The sequence below is a fragment of the Dietzia timorensis genome (assembly GCF_020742175.1).
In the GTDB taxonomy this organism is placed as follows: Bacteria; Actinomycetota; Actinomycetes; order Mycobacteriales; family Mycobacteriaceae; genus Dietzia; species Dietzia timorensis_A.
This window is the reverse complement of the sequence record NZ_DYXM01000215.1, coordinates 1-17,242: the sequence shown is the minus strand read 5'-3', so window position 1 is coordinate 17,242 and position 17,242 is coordinate 1. Positions and strand designations below refer to the sequence as shown.

The window sequence follows — 17,242 nt, the reverse complement described above, 5'->3', positions numbered from 1 at the left end:
ATTTATGGCTGACGCACCTCTTCACCAGTCTTCAACGGCCGGATTCGGATGGCCGAAAGCGAGTCCGAATAGGACACATTGGACACGGCCCGCCACGAATGTCCGAGCAATCGAGTCCACAGCGTATCCCTGTTCACAGGGGCTTTATTGCCCTTTGCGTATACGAGCCACACAACCTTGAGTTCCGAGAGCCGCGGCCGGTAGTCGGCCATGATCTTCTCGACGTCCGCGGAGCCCTCGACGAAGAGGACCGCAGCGTTTGCCTCGTCGAGGCCTGCGCGGACGAGGTCCTGGGTGTCGGCGAGCTCAGGCGCCGTTGCCGCCTCCGGCCAGACCCAAAGTTGAGTTCCCGGCTTGAGCTGCATCTTCTTGTGGAGGGACGAAAATGGGCCGGGTTCGCTTGCTGTTGCCATGTGTCCAGTATCACCCAGGTCGGGTCGGCGCGCGGACTGGGGAACTCGAAATATATGACGGCGGAGGCAGCAGCCCCGCAAAGGGGACGCTTCCTCCGCCGTCATCGGAACGATCGTGCCGCGCAGCGGGCGCGGCGGCATCGCTATTCCGCGGGCACTGCCGAGGTGATCACAGTGGGGACGATCATCGGCTTGCGGCGCCACTTGTCGGAAACCCACTTGCCGATCACACGACGAACGACCTGCGCCATTCGGTACGGGTCATTCTCACCCTCGCCAGCGAGGTCGAGCAGGGCGCTCTCAACGAGCTCGACTGCCGGCGACAGGGCACCCGGGTCATCGGTGAAACCCTTACCCACGAGCTGCGGGCGAGAGACGGGGCGGCCATTGCGCGGATCGACGACCACGGTTGCGGCGATGAAACCGCCTTCGCCGAGGACAGTACGGTCGGCGAGTACCGTGTCGCCGATATCACCGGTCGTCAGTCCGTCGACGTAGAGGTTGCCGACGGGGATCTGGCCAACCACGGACACCTTGCGGTCGAGCAGTTCGACGACGACGCCGTTCTGCGCGAGAACCGTGTTCGCCTCGGGCACGCCCGTCTTGATCGCGAGATCCTTGTTCGCACGCAGGTGCCGCCACTCGCCGTGGACGGGCATGACGTTGCGCGGACGCACCGCGTTGTAGATGAACAGCAGCTCACCGGCGTAACCGTGGCCGGAGACGTGGACGTTGGCCTCGCGGCTCGTGATGACCTCGACGCCCATCTGCGACAGACGGTTCATCACGCCGAAGACCGCTTCCTCGTTGCCCGGGACGAGCGACGAGGAGAACACAACCGTGTCTCCGCTGTTGAGATTGACCTGGCGATGCTCGCGGCGGGCCATGCGGGACAGACCAGCCATTGCCTCACCCTGAGTTCCGGTCGTGACGACGACAAGCTTCTCCGGTGGAAGCTTCGCGGCATGGTCCATGTCGACGACCACATTGTCCGGGGCGTTCAGGAAGCCCAGGTCCATCGCGATCTCCATGTTGCGGACCATGGATCGACCGTTGAGCGCGACCTTGCGGCCCGCCAGCGCAGCGGCGTCGATGATCTGCTGGACGCGGTAGACGTTCGAGGCGAAGCAGGCCACGACGACCTGCTTGCGTGCGCCGCGGATGACGCGCTCCATCGACTTGGTGATGCCGGACTCCGACTCGGACACACCGGGCGTTGTCGCGTTGGTGGAGTCCATCAGCAGCAGGTCGACTCCCTTGTCGCCGTACCTGGCCATCGCGGGAAGGTCGGTCGGGCGCTTGTCCATCGGAAGCTGGTCGAGCTTGATGTCGCCGGTGTGGATGATGCGGTTTCCGCCGACCTGGATCACGATGCCGAGCGCATCGGGGATCGAGTGGTTGACGGCGAAGTACTCGACGTTGAAAGCGCCACGGTTCGTCTTCGAGGACTCGTTGACGACCTCGACGTTGGGTCGGATCCTGTGCTCGCGGCACTTGGCCTCGACGAGCGCAAGCGTGAAGCGCGAACCGATGACCGGGATGTCCGGGCGCAGCTTGAGAAGGAACGGGATCGCGCCGATGTGGTCCTCGTGGCCGTGCGTGAGCACGAGCGCCTCGATGTCGTCGAGGCGGTCCTCGAGCATCGAAAAGTCCGGGAGGATCAGATCGACGCCGGGCTCGTCGGAGCTCGGGAACAGAACGCCGCAGTCGACGATGAGTAGCTTGCGGTTGTACTCGAAGACCGTCATATTGCGGCCGATCTCCGAGATGCCGCCGAGCGCGACGATGCGTAGGGCGCCCTTTTTCGGCTTCGAGGGCCGCGGCAGGGTAGCGGTCATGTCGCCACCCTGCATCGACTTCATCCCTCCGTGCTGCGCGGTGGCGGTGTCATTGTTGTTGCCGCCGCGGCCACGGCCACCGGAGTTGCGGTTGCCGCCACGGCCGGAGTTGTTCTTACCTCCGCGACCGGAGTTGCGGTTGCCGCCATTGCGGCCCGATCCCCCGTTGTTGCCGTTGTTGCCGTTTCCTGAATTATTCGAGTTGTTGCCGCGAACACCCTTATCGCCGCTCTTGTCCGACTTGTCCGAACCTTGGTTGCCCGAATCCTTGGTGGATGTGGCGGGCTCCTGGGGCTCGGTGAAGGTCGGCGCGTTCTTGGGCGCATTATTCTGCGCGCCGTCGGCGTTGGTGTTCTGCGGTTCCCGATTCTCGCTCGGGGGTCCTGCATTGCGCTTCACGCGGCTGCGTCCCCGGCTGCGATTCTGGGATTCCGTCATGTAGTTACTCCTGCTCTCTGCAGCCATTGCGTGAGGTACTCACGCTGCTGCTCGGTCGGTGGCAATTGTGGAAGCCGCGGCACACCTGCCGGGATTCCGAGAAGTTCAAGGGCTGCTTTCGACATCGAGACGCCGCCGAGGTGAGCCTGGGCGTCGAAAAGTGGAAGCAGCGAATTATTAATGTGTTGCGCCTGGGCGAGATCGTTAGCCCGCACGGCGTTGTAGAGCTCGCGCAGCCTGCTCGCGGCGACGTGTCCGACGACGGACACCAGCCCCACGGCGCCGGCGGCGAGCCATTGCAGATTGAGCACGTCGTCGCCGGAATAGTACTGCAGCGTCGTCGAGTTCATCACTCGCATCGCATCGTGGAAATCGCCCTTGGCGTCCTTGACCGCGACGATATTCGGATGCGCATCGAGTTGGATCAGCGTTTCCGCGCTGATCGGGATAACCGAGCGCGGCGGAATATCGTAGAGCATCAGCGGTCGGTCGGTCGCGTCGGCGATCGCCGAAAAGTGCGCAGCAATCCCCGCCTGTGAGGGCTTGGAGTAATACGGTGTGACGACGAGCAGTCCGTGCGCACCGGAGTACGCGCTTCTTTTCGCCAGATGCACCGAATGCGCCGTGTCATAGGTCCCCGCGCCGGCGATGACGTACGCGCGGTCGCCGACCGCCTCGAGCACCGCATCGAGGACGGCGATCTTCTCGTCGTCCGTCGTGGTGGGAGATTCCCCGGTGGTGCCTGAGACGACGATGCCATCGCACCCGGAAGCAACAAGATGCTCCGCAACCTGCTTCGCTCCGGACAAGCTGACCCTGCCATCGCGAGCGAAGGGCGTGACCATGGCTGTGAGTACCGTGCCGAAAGCGGCGCCGCGGGTGGATTGTGTTCCACTGCCGCGACGCATTTCGGTCCTCACGCTTTCAGCCATGGTTGCCAATACTACTCTGCAACGGGCGATCGACCGCTATCGACGTGGCTGTTGGCGGCACCTCTTACCCCTCGACCACGTACGGGCTGATGGCGATCTCGGAGCCATCGTCCATTTGGGAGATCTCGAAGTCTGCGAACACGTTCGGTGCGAGGTCCTGGAGCTTGCGCAGGCAGTCGATGGCGAGACCGCGGATCTCCGTGTCCGCGTGTTCGGTGGCGCGCATGCCGATGAAGTGCCGCCACGACCTGTAGTTGCCAGACACCACGATGCGAGTCTCGGTCGCGTTCGGCAGGACCGAGCGCGCCGCCTGTCGCGCCTGCTTGCGGCGCAACATCGGGTTGGGGACGTCGGCGAATTTCGCCTCCAGCGCCGTCAACAATTCGGCGTACGCCTCGCGGGACGAATCCGCGACCCTCTCGAAAATGGCGAGCAGCTCCGGATCGTCCTCGATGGCAGGCGGAGGCACGACCTTCGAATCGTGCTCGGGCACAAATCGTTGAGAGAGCTGCGAATAGGAGAAATGGCGGTGCCGGATCAGCTCGTGGGTGCAGGACCGGGAGATGCCGGTGATATAGAACGACACGCTCGCGTGCTCGAAGACGCTGGTGTGGCCCACCTCGAGAATGTGTCGCAGATACGCCGCGTTGGTCGCCGTGCGCGGATTGGGCTTGTCCCAGGACTGGTAGCAGGCGCGACCTGCGAACTCGGCGAGCGCTTCGCCGCCCGTGGCATCGGCGTCCCACCCGAGGTCCTCCGGTGGGAAGAACTCGGTGTGGGCAACCACCTTCACCTGCCGGCTCAGTAGCTCGCTCATCCTTGGTGTGTCTCCTAGTCGATGGTTGTGGTTCGGGGCTATCGCCATTGGCATCCGGCCCTTCGGGAAGTGCGCGCGATGGCGGCTAGAGCAAGAGCGACGCGGCGACTCCCGCTGCAGCCTCCCCCGCCTGTTCCCTTTCGGACGCTCCGACGTCGCCGATTATCTCGACCGCGGGCTGTGCCTGCTTCCATTGCAACGCCCCGGCGATCTTCTCGATCGATTTCACCGCTCCGGTGGTGTCGTCGTTACCGTGGACGACGACCCCGTAAGGCACGGACTTGGTCGCGTCCAGGCACGGGTAATAAATCTGGTCGAAGAAGTGTTTGAGAGCTCCGGACATGTATCCGATGTTCGCCGGGGTGAGCAGACAGATGGCATCGGCCTCGAGTACGTGGGATGCCGTGGCGCCGAGCGCGGGAACGCACGTGACCGAAATGTCTTCAAGCCCCTCTTGCCCGAGCGCCTCGATCATGGATTCCCGCAACGACTCGACTCCGGGCGAAGGGGTGTGATGGACGAGCAGAAGCGTATAGCTAGCCACGCGATGCCTTTCTCTCCGCGGCCTCTCCCGCGACCGCCTTTTTCATGTATTCACGCCCTCTGGCGCGGTCCCCGGCGTGGTCGTATGCGCGCGCAAGTCGGTACTGCACGCGCCAATTGTCCGGGTCCGCCTCGTATTCCTTCGACACCTCGGCGAACAGAGCGTCCGCCGAGCCGGGCATGATGCGGCCCGATGGGCGCCGCTCCAGACCGGAGGTGTCCAACTCGAAGCCCTCGGCGCGGGCGCGAGCCGAGATGTTCTGCAACTCGAAACCGTTGCGCACCAGCACCCAGATGCTCCACGCGCCCAGGAGCGCGAGGACGATGAGCCCGATACCGAAGCCCTTCTCGGTTACCTCCGAGCTGCGAAGCCCGGCGATTCCCTGGGCGATGAGCAGGCCGAACGCGAGCAACAGACCGAGAATCACCAACACCATCAAGGCGGGCTTGACGTACTTCAGCACAGCGAGCGATTCCTTCTAGAAGTCCATGAAGTTGTCGAGGCCCACCGTGAGCCCCGGGTGCGCCTTGATGCTCCGGACACCGAGCAGCACGCCGGGCACGAACGAGGTCCGATCCATGGAGTCGTGGCGGATCGTGAGCGTCTCCCCCTCTGTGCCGAACAAGACTTCCTGGTGGGCGACGAGTCCGGTGAGGCGGATCGAATGCACCGGCACGCCGTCGACCTCGGCACCGCGCGCGCCGTCGAGTTCCGTCGACGTGGCGTCGGGCTGCTCACCGAGACCGGCGTCCTTGCGCGCCTGCCCGACGAGTTCGGCCGTGAGCCGCGCAGTTCCCGAGGGTGCGTCTGCCTTCCGCGGGTGGTGGAGCTCGATGATCTCGGTAGACGGGTAGTACTTCGCGGCCTGCTGGGCGAAGCGCATCATAAGGATCGCACCGATGGCGAAGTTCGGCGCAACAAGCACGCCGGTGCCCGGGTGCTTGGACAGGAACCCGCGCACCTTCTCGAGGCGTTCCTCGGTGAACCCGGTAGTTCCGACGACCGCGTGGATATCGTGCCCAACCAGGAATTCGAGATTGCCCAGAACGACGTCCGGGTGCGTGAAGTCGACGACGATCTCGGCACCGGCGGAGACCAGGTTCTCCAGCGAATCGCCGTCATCGATCCGCGCGACGAGCTCCATGTCCTCGGCCGCTTCCACGCCGTCGCAGATCGTCGACCCCACGCGTCCCTTCGCGCCGAGCACTCCGACCTTGAGTGTTTCGCTCATCGTCACTCCCCTACGTTGTTGGTGCCGAATTCCTCTTCGCTTCACTCTACCGAGCGCGTCCGGCGTCATTTATGTGCCGTGCCAGTGGCGACGCGACCTTGCGTAACCCGCGCTCGCGTCCGGGCCCGGCGACGACGGTGTGCCAGCCCCGCGCGGTGACCAGTTCCCAGGCCTCGGCGACGTCGGCGGCGCTCACCTGGCGCAACCGCTCGATCGACACTTCGACCGTGGTGAGTCGCCCGCGTTCGAGAAGGTGTCTGCCCAACCTTCCCATGCGCACCATCGGGTCGTCGTAACCGAGGAGGATCGCACCGCGCAGGTAGCCCGTTGCTCGTCGCAGTTCCGCCTCGTCCGGAGGCATGACGTCGAACGCGCGGAGTTCCTCTGCGACCGCCGTCATCAAGTGCTGTGCCCTGTTCGCCGGAGCGCTTGCACCAATCTGCAGGATCCCGGCCGGCCCGAACTGGTCGACCCCGGCGAAGACGTTGTATCCGACGCCGTATTTCTCGCGGATGCCCTGAAACATCCGGGACGACACGCCCGCACCGAGCACCGCCGCGGCGACGTGAACCGCCGGGCGGCGGGGGTCGTCTCGCGCCGGGGTGAGCACCGTGAGTCCGACGTGGGTCTGCTGTCCTTCGACGCGAATCGCGGCAAGCGCTCCACGGGCGGCGTGCAGGCGTGGCGAGCCGAATGCGCGCTCTGCGTAGCGCTCTTCCGCGCGGCCGGACGTAAGATCCGCGAACGGCGAGTCCTCGAGGCGGGCGCACAGTTCGTCGTGATCAACTGGGCCGACCGCGGCTATGACAATGTTTTCCGCGTCCATTGCGCGCGAGTGCAGGCGGCGCAGAGCTGCCGGGGTGAGCGCGTCGAGTTCGCGAGAATCCCCGAGGATGGAGCGGCCGAGCGGATGGCCGGGCAACGCCATCGAGTAGCCGATCTCGCCGGCGAGGTCCTCCGGGTCGTCATCGCGACCGGCGATCTCGTCGGCGATGACGCCTCGCTCCACGTCCACGGCCTCGTCGGTGCACGTCCCCTCGACCACCACCGAAGCGAGAACATCGAGGGCCTCCCACTCGTGCCCGGTGGGAACCTGCATGTGGAAGCAGGTGTGTTCTTTGGCAGTGAACGCGTTGATCTCCGCGCCGGCGGCATCCGTGCGTGAGGCGATCTCGAAGGCGTCGAAACGTGTGGTGCCTTTGAACAGCACGTGCTCGAGGAAGTGCATTCCCCCGTGCTCGCTGCTGTGGCCGCCGGTCCCAGGGCGCTCATCGGTCGAGCCCATTCCGAGCCATACCCCGCAGGTGATACCGGAAAGCCCCGGCATTTCCTCGCTGACGACGCGTACGCCCGACGACAGCTCGGAGATCCGGGGCCCTTCGGTGACCTTCTTGGCAGTGTTCACCTGCCCGAGGTTAATGCCTACGACTCGGCCTGCTCCTCGGCGGCCTCGTTCTCCACGGGGATCAGGCTGATCTTGCCGCGGTTGTCGATCTCGGCAATCTCGACCTCGATCTTGTCGCCGACGTTGAGCACATCCTCGACCTTGGCGATGCGCTTGTTGCCGCCGATCTTCGAGATGTGGAGGAGGCCATCACGGCCCGGCAGCAACGAGATGAACGCGCCGAACGGGGCCGCCTTGACCATCGTTCCGAGGAATCGCTCGCCAACCTGCGGCAGCTGCGGATTCGCGATCGAGTTGATTCGATCGATTGCGGCTTGCGCCGACTCGCCATCGGTGGCGCCGATGAACACCGTGCCATCGTCCTCGATGGAGATGTTCGCGCCGGTCTCCTCGGTGATGGTGTTGATGTTCTTGCCCTTGGGTCCGATCACCTCGCCGATCTTGTCGAGCGGGATCTTGATGGACTGCACGCGCGGGGCGTACGGGCTCATCTCGTCAGGCTCGTCGATCGCGTCGGACATGACCTCGAGGATGGTCAGGCGTGCATCGCGGGCTTGCTTGAGCGCCGCGGCGAGTACGCCGGACGGAATGCCGGCGAGCTTGGTGTCGAGCTGCAGGGCGGTGACGAACTGGGCGGTACCGGCGACCTTGAAGTCCATGTCGCCGAACGCGTCCTCGGCGCCGAGGATGTCGGTGAGCGCGACGTAGCGAGTCTCACCGTCGACCTCGTCGGACACGAGGCCCATGGCGATGCCGGCGACCGGCGCCTTGAGGGGAACACCGGCGTTGAGCAGCGACAGTGTCGAGGCACACACCGATCCCATCGAGGTCGAACCGTTGGAGCCGAGCGCCTCGGACACCTGTCGGATCGCGTACGGGAACTCCTCGACCGATGGCAGAACCGGTTCGACGGCGCGCTCCGCGAGCGCACCGTGGCCGATCTCGCGGCGCTTGGGCGAACCGACTCGGCCCGTCTCACCGGTGGAGTACGGCGGGAAGTTGTAGTGGTGCATGTATCGCTTGGACGTGACGGGACCGAGCGAGTCGATCTGCTGGGCCATCTTCACCATGTCGAGGGTGGTGACGCCCATGATCTGGGTCTCGCCGCGCTCGAACAGCGCCGAGCCGTGAGCACGCGGGACGATGTCGACACCGACGCTCAGCGCGCGGATGTCGGTGGTGCCGCGGCCGTCGATGCGGAAGTGCTCGGTGAGGATCCGGCTACGCACGGTCTTCTTCGTGAGCGAGCGGAACGCGTTGCCGAGTTCCTTCTCGCGATCGGAGAAGTCGCCCGCGAGCGAGTCGAGGACTTCTTCCTGCAGCGAGGCGATCGCGATGTCGCGTTCCTGCTTGTCGGCGATGGACATGACCTCGCCGATGCGCTTGCCGGCGGCCTTCTCCACGGCGGCAAAGGCGTCGTCGGCGTATTCGGGGAATAGCGGGAATTCGCGCGCTTCCTTCTTTGCCACGTCCGCGAGCGCGGCCTGCGCGCCGCAGAGCTCTGCGATGAAGGGCTTGGCGGCCTCCAGCCCCTCGGCGACGACCTCTTCGGTCGGAGCCTGCAGGCCGGAGTTGACCTTGTCGACCACCGTGTTCGAGGCGCCGGCCTCGACCATCATGATCGCGACGTCGGCGTCGGCTCCGGAACCGGAGACCACGCGCCCGGCGACGATCATGTCGAAGACGGAGGCCTCGGTCTGCTCGACGGTCGGGAATGCGACCCACTGGCCCTTCGGGTTCTCCGCGGTCGGGATGAGGGAGACGCGCACGCCACCGATCGGTCCGCTGAACGGCAGACCGGACAGCTGCGTCGACGCAGACGCCGCGTTGATCGCGACGACGTCATACAGGTCGGACGGGTTCTGGCTCATCACCGTGATGACGACCTGGATCTCGTTGCGCAGACCCGAGACGAAGCTCGGACGCAGCGGCCGGTCGATGAGGCGTGCGGTGAGGATGGCATCGGTCGAGGGGCGGCCCTCGCGACGGAAGAAGGAACCGGGGATGCGGCCGGCCGCATACATGCGCTCCTCGACGTCAACCGTGAGGGGGAAGAAGTCGAAACCCTCTCGCGGGTGCTTGCCGGCGGCGGTTGCCGACAGAAGCATGGTCTCCTCGTCGAGGTACGCCGCGACGGAACCGGCGGCCTGGCGGGCGAGGAGGCCCGTCTCGAACCGCACCTCGCGGGTGCCGAACGCGCCGTTGTTGATGACAGCTACGGACTCGAAGACTCCTTCTTCGACTTCCGTTGCCTTATGTGAAGACATGAAAAACTTTCCTGACTGTAGATGGTGCAAACACACGTCTACGCAGCAGCCAGGGTGCAGAGTAAGGTGGGCGGCCTTCGATCGAAGCAGCCGAAAGAGTGGGAAAGTCCTGCGCGTTCTACGCGAATGTTCGGCTGCCACTACCGAGGACCGAGCCCCTTGGTCGCTCTGCGCCCATATCCTGCGCGGACAAATGCCAGGCTATCACCCATCGCTGCCGTTCGACCAGCGGCGCAAGCCCGGCGCGCCGCAGGGGCGGAACCCCATCGACTGAGGTCCCCGCCCCTGCAACACGCTGAATCGAAGAAGCCTCTAGCCCTCCGCTCCGACGCGAGCCTCCTCTTCGGCAGGCGTCTCGTCCTCGTCGCCGGTAAGCACCGCGTAGCTGATCCCGGCGATGGCGGCACCGACGAGCGGAGCGAGAATGAACACCCATACCTGCGCGAGGTGATCCCCGCCGGCGAACCATGCGACGCCGAGCGAACGGGCCGGATTCACCGAGGTATTCGACACGGGGATGGCGATGAGGTGGATCAGTGTGAGGGAGAGACCGATAGCCAACGGCCCGAATCCATTCGGTGCCTTCTTCGAGGTGACCCCGAGGATGACCCAGACGAACACCGCGGTGAGTACGGTTTCCGTGACTATCACCGCGAGCAACGAGTAGCCGTCCGGGGAGAATTCGCCATAGCCGTTGCTCGCAAAGCCCGATTCGGACGCTGAGAACCCGTCCTTGCCCGAGGCAATGACGAAAAGAACGCCACCGGCGACGGATGCTCCGACGATCTGGACGATCCAGTAGGGCAGGACTGCCGACCATTCGACGCGCCTTGCCACCGCGCAGCCGAATGTCACCGCCGGGTTGAAGTGGCCGCCGGAGATATGTCCGAGGGCGTACGCGCCCGTGACAACCGTGAGGCCGAATGCTAGCGCGACGCCGACGAAGCCGACGCCCATGTTGATAGATCCGTCCTGTACCACCTTTGCCGCGAGGACTGCGGTACCACAGCCACCGAGGACGAGCCAGAACGTTCCGATAAATTCCGCCCACAGGCGGTGAGACATGGCAGCGGCCATGGTGTCGATCCTTTCACCTGCATAAACACGAAGAGGGGCCCTACATCGCAAACATTAGCCTGTGATCTACCGCACTTCTAGCGCTTTCACTTCGGCGGTTGGAGCGAGGTTCATCTTCGGTCGGAAAGGAAATCGAAATGCACTGTGCCCCTGCCTATTCGACAGGGGCACAGAAAAGTATGCTGGTCAGCGCAGAGGCGCTCCCGGCGTCCTAGCGGCGGAGGCCGAGGCGCTCGATGAGCTTACGGTAGCGCTGGATGTCCGACTTCGCCGCGTAGTTGAGCAGGCGACGGCGACGACCGACGAGGAGCAGCAGGCCACGACGGGAGTGGTGGTCGTGCTTGTGGTCCTTGAGGTGCTCGGTGAGCGAGGAAATGCGCGCGGTAAGCAGCGCAACCTGAGCCTCCGGCGAGCCCGTATCGGACTCGTGGATGCCGTACTCGGCGAGGATGCTCTTCTTCTCTTCAGTGGACAAAGCCATGATGTTCTCCGTTGTTCCAGTTCGCGAACGTAAGTGGGTCCTGCCGCCGCGAACCACAGCAAGACCGAGTGATCACTCTACCCGTCGCCTCGGCGCGGGCGTTAATCGTATGACGTCGGAGGTACCGATCAGCCCTGGCCCTCGCGCGAGATGCCGGTCGTCTCATCGCAGCCGTCGAGCATCGCGCGGACGATCTTCACGTCGCGGTCCATGGCCTCGAGCAGCTCGTCGATGCCGTTGAACTTCTCCATCCCGCGGACATGCCCGACGAAGTCAACCGCGGCGTGGCGACCGTATAAATCGCTGGACTCGTCGAGGACGAACGCCTCGACAGTGCGGGCTTCGTCGTCGAACGTCGGGTTGGTGCCCACTGAAATCGCAGCTGGATAGCGCGTGCCTGCCTTCATGGATCCCTCGAGGTCGCCGTCATCGAGAACGGTGAACCATCCGGCGTAGACACCGTCGACTGGGACGCATTCGTGCATGTCGGCGCTGAGGTTTGCGGTCGGATATCCGAGTTCCTTGCCTCCGCGTCCCTCTCCGTGGATCACTTCACCTGTGACGCGGTGCGGGCGGCCGAGCATCTGCCCTGCACGCCGGGCGTCCCCCTCGGCGAGGGCGTGACGGATCGCCGTCGAGGACACAATTCCCTCGCCGTCACTGACCAGCTCTTCGATATGGCACTCGATGCCGCGTGCCTCGCACAGCGACTTCAAGGTCTCCGCGGTGCCGGCAGCCTTATATCCGAAGGTGAAATTCGTTCCGACGACCACACTTCGCGCGTGGAGACGCTCGACCAGCAACCGGTCGAAGAATTCGGCAGGCGTCCAGCTGGCGATCTCCTTGTCGAAGGGAATCGCGAACACGGCGTCGATTCCGTACTCGGCGGCCAATTCGGCGCGACGCACCAACGGGGTGAGCGTCTCGGGGCTCTTGCCGGGCATGATCACCTCGACCGGGTGCGGGTCGAAGGTGACCATCACGGCCATGGTGCCGTGCCGTTTCGCATCGCCGACTGCGTGTGCCAGAAGCTTCTGGTGTCCCTTATGGACGCCATCGAACACGCCAATGGCCACGCTCGCGCCATGCGAGCCGACACCGGATTCGGTGTCGATATCGGTGAACTCTCGCCACAATTGCACGGAGTCTAGGTTACGCGCACCCGCCACGATCGCACCTACTGTGGGTCGACGAGGAATACAGAGGCCGCCCGCCTGCCGGATTCGACCAGCAACGCAATCGGCGTGCCCTCCGGGTCTACGGCGGCCACGGTTCCCGCATTGCCCACGGTCTCGAGCCATTTGCCGTGCGCGAGTCCCGCGGCCTCGTCTGCTGAGATATCGCGATGCGGAAAGCTCGCCAGCACGGCGTCGTGGAGCGGTACCGACAGCGTCGGGGCTTCCTCGAGCTCGTCGAGGGTGCGCGCGACGGACAGGTCGAAATTGCCGACCCGTGTCCGGCGCAGCGCGGTGAGGTGCCCACCGACCCCCAACGCCTCGCCGAGGTCCCGCGCGAGGGCACGGATATAGGTCCCCGACGAACAGTCGACGCTGACGTCGACGTCGAGGTAATCCCCGGCTGCGCGGATCGCCAGGACATCGAATCGGTGGACGGTAACGGGGCGAGCCGGGATCTCTACGCTCTCCCCCTCGCGGACGCGTTCGTGCGCGCGTTTTCCCGCGATCTTGATCGCCGAGACCGCCGACGGGCGTTGCATGATCTCCCCGGTCAAAGCAGCGATAGCGGCACCGAGTTCGGGCTCGCCGAGTCCGGCGGCAGACGCTCCGGAGATGACCTCTCCTTCGGCATCGTCGGTGCTCGTGGCTGCGCCGAGCCTGATCGTGGCGTCATAGGACTTGCTCGTCAATGCGAGGTGTCCGAGCAATTTGGTCGCACGCTCGATACCCACGACGAGCACCCCGGTCGCATCCGGGTCAAGCGTCCCGGCGTGCCCGACCTTTCGGGTTCCGAAGAACCGGCGGCACCTCGCGACCACATCGTGGCTGGTGAGACCGGTGGGCTTGTCGACGACGACGATCCCCGGCGGCGGTGCTGGTCGTTGGACTTTCGCTTTTCCGGCCATGCTCACAGCCTATCGGGCGCGCTCTGCTCTACAGCTATAGCAGCCACCACGAATCCGGTATCGATGACCCAACGGCCGCTCAACGCATGTAGTGGGGCACCTCCGTCGATGACGTCGGGCGCAATGAGAATCCGAGACGAAAACGTACCTCGAGCGCTTATGCCCGCAGCGGTGTGAGCTACATCCTCCGTGGAGAAGGTCAACTCGGCGTCCTCGAAACCAAGCCATCGCCTTGTGAGCGGGAACCACGCCTTGTATGTGGCCTCCTTCGCGCTGAAGAGTAGTTTGTCCACGCGTAGCTCCGGTTCTCCGGCGAGCACGGCGCGAACCCAGTCCCTTTCGGACGGAAGAGAAACGGCGTCGAGAACTCCGGGCGGAAGCCCCTCGTGGGGTTCGGCGTCCACGCCGAGGCTGCGGAACCGTTCCTGTCTGGCGATTGCGGCTGCCCGGAGGCCATCGGTGTGGGTAATCGCGCCCACCACGTTCGGCGGGAACACCGGGGCACCTCGTTGACCCTTGACGATCGCGGCCGGCGCAATCCCCTCTCCTCGCAGTGCTTCGCGCGCACAGTCGCGCACCGACGCGTATTCGGCACGACGCCGAGGCGCGTACGTCGCGCTCGCCTCGGCCTCGGCCGGCCACAGGTTGTCGATCGCGGCGTCCTCGTCCCGGCCCGCAGCGAGAAGCTCGTCCCAGGACGACACGCGCACGCCGTCGGGGAACACCGAGCGCAGCACATCGCCCGTGGTACCTCGTGGCTTTTTCATTTTCCGGCCACCTCTGCCCATTGATCGGCGGTAATGTCCTCCCGGAACGGATGCCCGGTCTCCCCCGGTCCGGCGATATGAGGCCCTTCGCCGTCATCCAGCCACCGCACCGGCGGGGCCTGCGGTACCGGAACGATCTGGCGGGCCAACGGTTCGGGGAAGCCACGCCGTTGCCATTCGCGCGGGTACCCGAGCGAGACCTCCTCGAAGCGGACGCCGTCGACGATGTGGCTGCGTGGAATGTGCAAATGCCCGTAGACGCAGGTCTGCGCGTTGTAGCGGAGCGGCCATTGGCTGGTGTGTTCGGTACCGCACCACATCGCGAAGTCCTGCAGAAAAAGCATGCGGGTCGGTTCGCGGTGCAGTGGCCAGTGATTGATCAGTACCGTAGGAACGCTCGGATCGAGCCTGGAGAGCGTCCGCGTCGCTTCCGCGAGCCGCTCGGAGCACCACGCCGACACCGAAGGGAACGGTGCCGGGTCGATGAGGTACTCGTCGGTGGCGACCACCCGCCGCTCCCTCGCCGCGGCGAGCGCCTCGGACATGCTCGCGTGGGGGTCCGGGCGCCACGAGTAGTCGTAGAGCAGGAACAAAGGGACGATGCGTACAGGGCCGCCGGCACCTTCCCAGAGCGGATACGGGTCCTCGGGAGTATCGATGCCCAGCTGCCGGCAGATCTCGACCATGACGGCGTAGCGCGTGGGCGCGGCAAGACCGTCGAGGCCGATGCGTCCTCCCCACAGTTCGTGGTTGCCGGGCACCCAGATGACGCGCGCGAATCGCTCGGCGAGCGTGGCGAGGACGTCGGCGATATCCGCGAGACGTTCGGCGACGTCGCCGGCGACGATGAGCCAGTCTCCGGGGTGCGACGGTTGAAGGCCGGCGACAACCGAGCGATTTCCGCGACTCGCGGCATGCAGGTCGGCGATGGCCCGCACCGTGGCGTGGCCGGGGTCGACATCGGTGCCTGCCTCAGGCGTCTTTGCGGCGCCGGCGTCCGGCGCAGAAAAAGCGTGAGCACGACCGGACAACAGGTAATCTGCTGCGGCGGCGACCGATTCGGGATCGGCCGGATTGACGACGGGATCCGCGCTGTTGTCTTTCGAGTTCGAGCTCATATGCTCCCTCCCTGCGGCGTTCCCATCCGCATCCACGTTTCGGAACGAGCCCGAAGTGCGACGCCGACGAGCCGGCCGAGGATAAATGCGCCGAGACCGGCCCAGATCCCTTCCAGCCCCCATCCAAAGTAGTGGGTCGCGACTAGCACCGGGAGGTAGCACCCCAGCGCGGTGACCACGGTGAGCTTGCGTAGGAAGGCTGCATCGGCGGCGCCGAGTAGAACCCCGTCGAGCCCGAACACCACGGAGGCCGGAATGCACAGGAGCGCCGCCGCGAAAACTGCAACGCGGAACCGTTCGGCTACATCCGGGTCGGAGGTCAACATCGACACGATCGGTCCGTGCAGCGCCGCGATGACGATCGCGAGCGCGACTCCGAGCCCCAAGGACCATGTGACGGTGAGCTTGGTGAATCGGCGAACCCGCTCGCTGTCGGAAGCTCCAAGGGCCTGTCCGATGACGGCTTGAGCCGCGATCGCTACCGAGTCGAGCACGAGGGAGATGAGGTTCCACACCTGGCCGCCGAGGTGGTGGGCACCGAGAGTGGCATTTCCCGCCTCACCGGCGGTTTTGGTCGCAGCGAAGAACGTGACCTGGAACGCTGCGGTCCGGACGATGAGATCTCCGCCGAGACGTAGTTGTGTAACGATGACGTCGGGCAGCGGACGAATAGGAAGACCGTAACGATGCTTCTGTGCGAAGAGCGCTGCGAGCATGCCGAATGCAGCGCATGCCTGCCCGACGATGTTGGCGATAGCCGAGCCTTGGAGCCCAAGTTCGGGGAAGGGCCCGAGACCGAGGACAAGGGCGAAGCACAGGGCCGTGGACACCGCGATACCGCCAACTACGAAGGCCAGAGGCTCCCGGGTGCGTTGCACTCCGCGCAACCAGCCGTTTCCGGCCGCGGTGAGGAGAATGAGCGGAATGCCCCAGGCCGCGATATGCAGCCAATTCCGCGCCAACTGCGCCACGTGTGGATCCGGGGTGAGTGCCCCGGTGATCGGGCCGAGAAGCACGAGGAGGACGGCAACCACCGCGAGCCCGACTCCCCCGGCGATCCAGGAGGCCTGTATTCCTTCGCGTACCGCGAGGTCGGTTCGGCCGGCGCCGAAGTAACGTGCGGCACGCGCCGTCGTCCCGTAGGACAGGAAGTTCATTTGTGTGCCCAGAAGGGTGAGCAGTAGCGAACCGATGCCGAGCGCCGCGAGTTCGGTCGACCCGACGCGTCCAACGACCACGCCGTCAACCAGAAGGTAGATCGGTTCCGCCGCGAGCACCGGCAATACCGGCAGGGCAAGACCAAATAGGGTCTTCCCGAATGACGCCGGGCGCGTGTGTTCCTCGGTTCTTTCGTCGTGGTGCACGCCGACTTCGACTACTGCTCGTCTTCGTCGAGCTTGTACGGGTTTTCGTCTCCGGCCGGTTTCGCGCCCTCTGCCGTGCGCCGAACCTCTTCGTCCTGCTGGCGTGCCTTGGCGAGAAGATCTTCCATTTGCCGCGCCGCATCGGGGACCGTGTCGGCTTGGAACGCGAGGGTTGGGGTGAACTTCACTCCTGTCTGACGACCGACGATGCTCCGCAGGCGGCCCTTCGCGCGCTCAAGCGATGCGGCGGCGGCCTCATGGTCGGGCTCTTCGTCGAGGGTGCGACCGCGCACGGTGTAGAACACGGTTGCATCGCGCAGGTCCGCGGTCAGCCGTGCATCGGTGACGGTGACGAATTCGAGCTGGGGATCCTTGATCTCGTGCTCGATCGCCGTGGCGACGATCTCGGCAATACGCTTGGCCAAGCGGCCTGCACGCGCGCGCTCGTTCATTTCATTCTCCCTGGT

17 protein-coding genes are annotated in these 17,242 nt (G+C 65.1%); all 17 read right to left on the bottom strand.

Going from position 1 to position 17,242, the window contains the following annotated elements; all coding sequences use genetic code 11:
• Window positions 1-2 precede the first annotated feature (2 nt).
• Window positions 3-413 (bottom strand): hypothetical protein, encoded by a 411-nt coding sequence (locus tag K8V11_RS10780; RefSeq protein ID WP_303913890.1) that lies wholly within the window; start codon window positions 411-413, stop codon window positions 3-5.
• A gap of 143 nt (window positions 414-556) precedes the next feature.
• The gene (locus tag K8V11_RS10775) at window positions 557-2,689 is read right to left on the bottom strand and encodes a ribonuclease J (RefSeq protein ID WP_303913887.1); all 2,133 of its coding nucleotides are present in this window, start codon (window positions 2,687-2,689) and stop codon (window positions 557-559) included.
• The gene (gene dapA, locus K8V11_RS10770; protein WP_303913988.1) at window positions 2,686-3,597 is read right to left on the bottom strand and encodes a 4-hydroxy-tetrahydrodipicolinate synthase; all 912 of its coding nucleotides are present in this window, start codon (window positions 3,595-3,597) and stop codon (window positions 2,686-2,688) included. The genes K8V11_RS10775 and dapA overlap by 4 nt, the downstream gene beginning before the upstream one ends.
• A gap of 88 nt (window positions 3,598-3,685) precedes the next feature.
• Window positions 3,686-4,438, bottom strand: a complete 753-nt coding sequence (gene thyX / locus K8V11_RS10765) for an FAD-dependent thymidylate synthase (RefSeq protein WP_303913884.1) — start codon at window positions 4,436-4,438, stop codon at window positions 3,686-3,688.
• Window positions 4,439-4,523: 85 nt separating this feature from the next.
• Window positions 4,524-4,982 carry a flavodoxin gene (locus tag K8V11_RS10760; RefSeq protein WP_303913882.1) on the bottom strand — a complete coding sequence of 153 codons (459 nt, stop codon included), beginning with the start codon at window positions 4,980-4,982 and terminating at the stop codon, window positions 4,524-4,526.
• Window positions 4,975-5,445 carry a hypothetical protein gene (locus tag K8V11_RS10755; RefSeq protein WP_303913879.1) on the bottom strand — a complete coding sequence of 157 codons (471 nt, stop codon included), beginning with the start codon at window positions 5,443-5,445 and terminating at the stop codon, window positions 4,975-4,977. The genes K8V11_RS10760 and K8V11_RS10755 overlap by 8 nt, the downstream gene beginning before the upstream one ends.
• A gap of 15 nt (window positions 5,446-5,460) precedes the next feature.
• Window positions 5,461-6,213 (bottom strand): 4-hydroxy-tetrahydrodipicolinate reductase, encoded by a 753-nt coding sequence (dapB, locus tag K8V11_RS10750; RefSeq protein WP_303913877.1) that lies wholly within the window; start codon window positions 6,211-6,213, stop codon window positions 5,461-5,463.
• Window positions 6,214-6,259: 46 nt separating this feature from the next.
• On the bottom strand, window positions 6,260-7,618 hold the full coding sequence (locus tag K8V11_RS10745; RefSeq protein ID WP_303913872.1) for a pitrilysin family protein: 1,359 nt from the start codon (window positions 7,616-7,618) through the stop codon (window positions 6,260-6,262).
• 17 nt (window positions 7,619-7,635) lie between these two features.
• Window positions 7,636-9,885 carry a polyribonucleotide nucleotidyltransferase gene (locus tag K8V11_RS10740; RefSeq protein ID WP_303913869.1) on the bottom strand — a complete coding sequence of 750 codons (2,250 nt, stop codon included), beginning with the start codon at window positions 9,883-9,885 and terminating at the stop codon, window positions 7,636-7,638.
• A 312-nt stretch (window positions 9,886-10,197) separates the two neighbouring features.
• Window positions 10,198-10,962 carry an aquaporin Z gene (gene aqpZ / locus K8V11_RS10735; protein ID WP_303913867.1) on the bottom strand — a complete coding sequence of 255 codons (765 nt, stop codon included), beginning with the start codon at window positions 10,960-10,962 and terminating at the stop codon, window positions 10,198-10,200.
• Between the two features lie 211 nt (window positions 10,963-11,173).
• The gene (rpsO, locus tag K8V11_RS10730; protein ID WP_303913865.1) at window positions 11,174-11,443 is read right to left on the bottom strand and encodes a 30S ribosomal protein S15; all 270 of its coding nucleotides are present in this window, start codon (window positions 11,441-11,443) and stop codon (window positions 11,174-11,176) included.
• Window positions 11,444-11,571: 128 nt separating this feature from the next.
• Window positions 11,572-12,579 (bottom strand): bifunctional riboflavin kinase/FAD synthetase, encoded by a 1,008-nt coding sequence (locus K8V11_RS10725; RefSeq protein WP_303913985.1) that lies wholly within the window; start codon window positions 12,577-12,579, stop codon window positions 11,572-11,574.
• Window positions 12,580-12,620: 41 nt separating this feature from the next.
• Window positions 12,621-13,526 carry a tRNA pseudouridine(55) synthase TruB gene (truB, locus tag K8V11_RS10720; protein WP_303913862.1) on the bottom strand — a complete coding sequence of 302 codons (906 nt, stop codon included), beginning with the start codon at window positions 13,524-13,526 and terminating at the stop codon, window positions 12,621-12,623.
• A gap of 2 nt (window positions 13,527-13,528) precedes the next feature.
• Window positions 13,529-14,293 carry a 4'-phosphopantetheinyl transferase gene (locus K8V11_RS10715; protein ID WP_303913860.1) on the bottom strand — a complete coding sequence of 255 codons (765 nt, stop codon included), beginning with the start codon at window positions 14,291-14,293 and terminating at the stop codon, window positions 13,529-13,531.
• Window positions 14,290-15,411: a metallophosphoesterase gene (locus K8V11_RS10710; RefSeq protein ID WP_303913857.1), complete on the bottom strand. Its 1,122-nt coding sequence runs from the start codon at window positions 15,409-15,411 to the stop codon at window positions 14,290-14,292. Before K8V11_RS10710 ends, K8V11_RS10715 begins: the two co-directional genes overlap by 4 nt.
• Complete coding sequence (locus K8V11_RS10705; RefSeq protein WP_303913982.1) at window positions 15,408-16,688, bottom strand: MATE family efflux transporter; 1,281 nt, start codon at window positions 16,686-16,688, stop codon at window positions 15,408-15,410. The genes K8V11_RS10710 and K8V11_RS10705 overlap by 4 nt, the downstream gene beginning before the upstream one ends.
• Window positions 16,689-16,786: 98 nt before the next feature.
• Window positions 16,787-17,227, bottom strand: a complete 441-nt coding sequence (gene rbfA / locus K8V11_RS10700; protein ID WP_303913980.1) for a 30S ribosome-binding factor RbfA — start codon at window positions 17,225-17,227, stop codon at window positions 16,787-16,789.
• Window positions 17,228-17,242: the final 15 nt, after the last annotated feature.

Coding starts and splice junctions, on each gene's coding strand:
- K8V11_RS10780 (WP_303913890.1), bottom strand. CDS start 413: ATGGCAACAGCAAGCGAACCCGGCCCATTTTCGTCCCTCCACAAGAAG.
- K8V11_RS10775 (WP_303913887.1), bottom strand. CDS start 2,689: ATGACGGAATCCCAGAATCGCAGCCGGGGACGCAGCCGCGTGAAGCGC.
- dapA (WP_303913988.1), bottom strand. CDS start 3,597: ATGCGTCGCGGCAGTGGAACACAATCCACCCGCGGCGCCGCTTTCGGC.
- thyX (WP_303913884.1), bottom strand. CDS start 4,438: ATGAGCGAGCTACTGAGCCGGCAGGTGAAGGTGGTTGCCCACACCGAG.
- dapB (WP_303913877.1), bottom strand. CDS start 6,213: ATGAGCGAAACACTCAAGGTCGGAGTGCTCGGCGCGAAGGGACGCGTG.
- K8V11_RS10740 (WP_303913869.1), bottom strand. CDS start 9,885: ATGTCTTCACATAAGGCAACGGAAGTCGAAGAAGGAGTCTTCGAGTCC.
- aqpZ (WP_303913867.1), bottom strand. CDS start 10,962: ATGGCCGCTGCCATGTCTCACCGCCTGTGGGCGGAATTTATCGGAACG.
- rpsO (WP_303913865.1), bottom strand. CDS start 11,443: ATGGCTTTGTCCACTGAAGAGAAGAAGAGCATCCTCGCCGAGTACGGC.
- truB (WP_303913862.1), bottom strand. CDS start 13,526: ATGGCCGGAAAAGCGAAAGTCCAACGACCAGCACCGCCGCCGGGGATC.
- K8V11_RS10715 (WP_303913860.1), bottom strand. CDS start 14,293: ATGAAAAAGCCACGAGGTACCACGGGCGATGTGCTGCGCTCGGTGTTC.
- K8V11_RS10710 (WP_303913857.1), bottom strand. CDS start 15,411: ATGAGCTCGAACTCGAAAGACAACAGCGCGGATCCCGTCGTCAATCCG.
- rbfA (WP_303913980.1), bottom strand. CDS start 17,227: ATGAACGAGCGCGCGCGTGCAGGCCGCTTGGCCAAGCGTATTGCCGAG.